Raw genomic sequence first — 3,526 nt, forward strand, 5'->3', positions numbered from 1 at the left:
GCTGCACCCCGGTCAGGTGACTGCACGCAACGGTCGCCCTTATCGGATGGTGGCAGATATGGCTTTGCTCTGTGCTGTTGCGCGGTTGTACGATGAAGAGGAACCGAGTTTCAGCAAGGACACGTTGGCGAATGATGTGGGCCAAGCCCTGCGTGATGAACTACGGGAGCGCGGCTTCCTGCATATCTCGCCAAAGGTGGCACGGCACATGGTACAGCGTATCAAGAAGGCCAAGGCACGGTTGGAGTACCTGAAGGGATTGTTGTTTGTTGAGAACGCAAAGACACGAAATTACAAGGAAGCGGCCAAAGCGTTGTGGGTGTGAGGTTTACCTCTCTAACTTGCAGGAATTGCACAGTACCTGCTGTTGGTGATGTGCTGGAGACAGCAGTTTTCTTTGAGAAGTAATGTGGGATTGCTCAGGCGTTGTAAGCACATCTGTTGCCGTTCACGCTACTACACTTCCTGCGAGCTCTCTTCCCTGCAACCAACTCTTTAGCTAATTGAAGCGATCGTATTTGCGAACTCGCTTCACTCTGGCTTGGTCCACTGCGCTAATTCTAACGTGATCTTTTCTGGCCCAAACAGGAACACCAGTTTTCTGTCGTTGAACTCCATGACTTCGGAACGGGCCTTGAACCCGGCGGCTTGCAGCTTTGATAGTCTGTCTTCCAGATCATCGACCGCGAAACACAAGTGATTGTAGCCTGTTCGGCAGAGGTCTTCAGGGTAAGGCTCGCTGCGTGGCTCTGGATTGCTGTAGTGCAGCAGTTGGATTTCGAACCTGGGGCTATGACCTTTCAGAACCAAAGTGACGTGCTCTGCTTCCAGGTCCGAAATGCCCATGTACTTTGAAAACACTGGACCGGAGATAACGAGGGATTTTGCTTCTTCAAAGTCAAGCAGGTTGAAGAAAGCACGCGCCTCCTCCAGATTGCGGACAGCTACCGTCACATGATCAGGGTGCATTTTGCTGGTCTCCTGGGTTGCGGGCGATCTGATCTTCGCCCTGCTGTACCAGTCCCGGTCTTCATTCACCTCACTCTGACACGAGCATGTGGTCAATGAGGCCCTGTGTTTTATCGGAGCCGCTGACAAAGTCATCCCACAGGCTCATGAGCATGTCATCGTAGTTTTCTGCGATCTGGTGGATGTTAAAGAGACGAAGCACTCTCTCCCGTCCTGCTTCTGCCATCTCCTCACGCAAAGGGCGGTTGTCGGCCAGATCGAGCAGCGCTGATGCAATCTCTTTGGGGGATCTTGGGTTGATCACCTTACCGGTTTCTCCCACCGCCTCCCATAAGCCGCCAGAGTGCGTGGTGATCACCGCAGCGCCGCAGCTCATAGCTTCAATCGCAGTGCGGCCAAACCCTTCTGCCACGATGGAGGGCACCACCGCGATGGATGATCTTGCGAGGCGTTTTTGGACATCTGAGGCATTGAGGTTGGTCTCGATCGAGACACTGTCTGCGTGGCTTGAAAGCATCTGCCGGAGAGAGTTTGCCGTTGATTGCTCTCCCTCGTCGGTAACGGCCAGTACCAGGTTCAGCTTCCACCCCGTCCGATCCAAACGATCTGCACAGGCAAGCCACGCCTGCGCCAGGTCGAACACGCCTTTGTCTTCCCTTGCCCGCCCCACATAGATCACAGAGTTTTCTTTGGGGGCTGGGGACCAGAGCTCGCAATCTATGCCGTTGGGCACCACCACACTGCGGGCTTTTACACCCGTGAAATTTTCGCAGAAGTTATTGCGGGCATCTTCGCCAACCCAGATGATGCCGGCAAGGCGGTTCATTTTGCGGGTGTACTTCCAGCGTTTGAACGCGCTGTTGCGCTCGAACCTGCCATGCCTGTGCAAGATTACAGGGGTACCGGGAAAGTCCGTGATGATCTGAAACGCCGTTTCCAAATGCTGATGCACGACGATCAGTTGCGGTCCAAACTCTGACAGCGGATCATAGAACTTTGCGGGCGTTGGCTTTTTACCCGGTTCTGTCACTGCAAAAACATCAACATCTTCAAACAGATCCTCCTCGCCTCCTGCAAAAATACGCAGGTTGCCTTTGTTCTGGCTATGAAGCGCAAGATCATGAGCGCACAGATCTATTGATGTGGCTCGAGACTGGCAAAAATGCATATTACGCGGCATTACGATTGCAGTTCTCAATGCGGCCCCCACTTTACTGTTTGCATTCAGCAAAGCTTGAAGTGCGGGGACTGTACATTCCTTAGAAGTCTTCCTTCTAATATCAGGGGGCTTCTTTAAGGAGGTGAAAATTCCTGATGTTCTCTGCGCTCCATCTGTGGGGTGAGGCGCTCTCCCGACTTGTAATTGGCGGAAAACAAAGGCATTAGAGCTGTAAATGTCATTGGCTGGAGCCTCAATGACCATAAGCGGACTGGATGGATCTTTGACAAAGCATGTTGCAATCATCGGAGCAGGCCCTGCCGGGCTGTTTGCTGCTCAACATCTGGCAGAAGCCGGAGTGCGTGTGAGCCTCTTTGATCAACGCCCGTCCCCTGCCCGCAAGTTTTTGATGGCTGGGCTTGGTGGTCTCAATCTAACTCACAGTGAGGATCTGGAGGTTTTTCTGAGCCGCTACCGTCCTGCACATGCGCAACTGTTGCAGTCAGTGCGGGATTTTCCTCCTTCTGCTCTGCGGGAATGGAGCGCAGAGTTGGGGCAGCCGACGTTTGAAGGTTCCAGCGGCAAGGTGTTTCCTAAAAGCTTCAAAGCCTCTCCGCTGCTGCGTAACTGGCTGAAATTGCTTGATCAGCAAGGCGTAACATTGCATGCGAACACCCGATGGCACGGATTTGATGAAGCCGGAAGTTTACTGCTTCAAAAAGGCAATGAACCCATTGAAGCGCAGGCGTTTGACGCTGTTTTGCTGGCACTTGGTGGCGGTTCCTGGGCGAAGCTTGGCTCTGATGGAGCGTGGGTTTCGACTTTGCGTGACAAGCAGATTGACGTGAACGCGCTGCTCCCTGCCAATTGCGGGTTTGAGATTGCGTTCTCGGATCACTTCAAGGACCGCCACAAAGGTACTCCCATGAAGAAGATAGCTGTCTCCCACGGAGATCGCCGTGTTATTGGTGATGCCATGCTGGACGCTTGTGGGATTGAAGGCGGCGTGATCTATGCGCTTTCAGCTGATCTGCGGGATACAATCCTTGCAACAGGGACGGCACAGATTGAGATTGATCTGAAGCCGGATGTCTCTGCTGACAAGCTCGCGGCCAAGCTGGCGCGGCCACGTGGTAAGCAATCCATGAGCAACTTCCTGCGCAAAGCACCAGGTCTGCCCGCTGCTGCGATCGCTTTGATGCGGGAAGCAGGACCGCTGCCGATTGAGGCAGATGAGCTAGCAGCGCGTATCAAGGCATTGCCATTGCAGTTGACTGCTCCGCGCCCCATTGACCGTGCGATCTCCAGCGCGGGCGGAATCTCGTTTGACGAGGTTGACGAGCACTACATGCTGAACAAGCTGCCGGGTGTGTTTGTGGCGGGCGAGATGCTGGACTG

Annotated in this window: 3 protein-coding genes and 1 pseudogene; 2 read left to right on the forward strand and 2 right to left on the reverse strand. The window is 53.9% G+C overall.

Translation table 11 applies throughout. The features are described 5' to 3' along the window. Window positions 1-325 (forward strand): annotated as a pseudogene (locus PPL9_RS32925) (glycosyl transferase family 2); the annotation flags it as partial. Between the two features lie 206 nt (window positions 326-531). On the opposite strand, the gene PPL9_RS01570 reads toward PPL9_RS32925, so the two are convergent. Together PPL9_RS01570 and PPL9_RS01575 are read right to left on the reverse strand one after the other, a co-directional pair. Continuing rightward, window positions 532-969 (reverse strand): VOC family protein, encoded by a 438-nt coding sequence (locus PPL9_RS01570; RefSeq protein ID WP_057461013.1) that lies wholly within the window; start codon window positions 967-969, stop codon window positions 532-534. Window positions 970-1,039: 70 nt separating this feature from the next. Then, a complete protein-coding gene (locus PPL9_RS01575; RefSeq protein WP_208980822.1) occupies window positions 1,040-2,167 on the reverse strand; it encodes a glycosyltransferase family 4 protein in 1,128 nt (375 codons plus the stop codon). A gap of 217 nt (window positions 2,168-2,384) precedes the next feature. Here PPL9_RS01575 and PPL9_RS01580 point away from each other — a divergent pair. Beyond that, window positions 2,385-3,526, forward strand: a 1,142-nt coding sequence (locus PPL9_RS01580; protein ID WP_057461015.1) for a TIGR03862 family flavoprotein, incomplete at its 3' end; no start/stop codon positions are given.

Source organism: Pseudovibrio sp. POLY-S9, assembly GCF_001431305.1.
In the GTDB taxonomy this organism is placed as follows: domain Bacteria; phylum Pseudomonadota; class Alphaproteobacteria; order Rhizobiales; family Stappiaceae; genus Pseudovibrio.

What these genes read in the sequence shown, in the direction of transcription:
- PPL9_RS01570 (WP_057461013.1), bottom strand. Translation starts at nt 969, where the DNA reads ATGCACCCTGATCATGTGACGGTAGCTGTCCGCAATCTGGAGGAGGCG.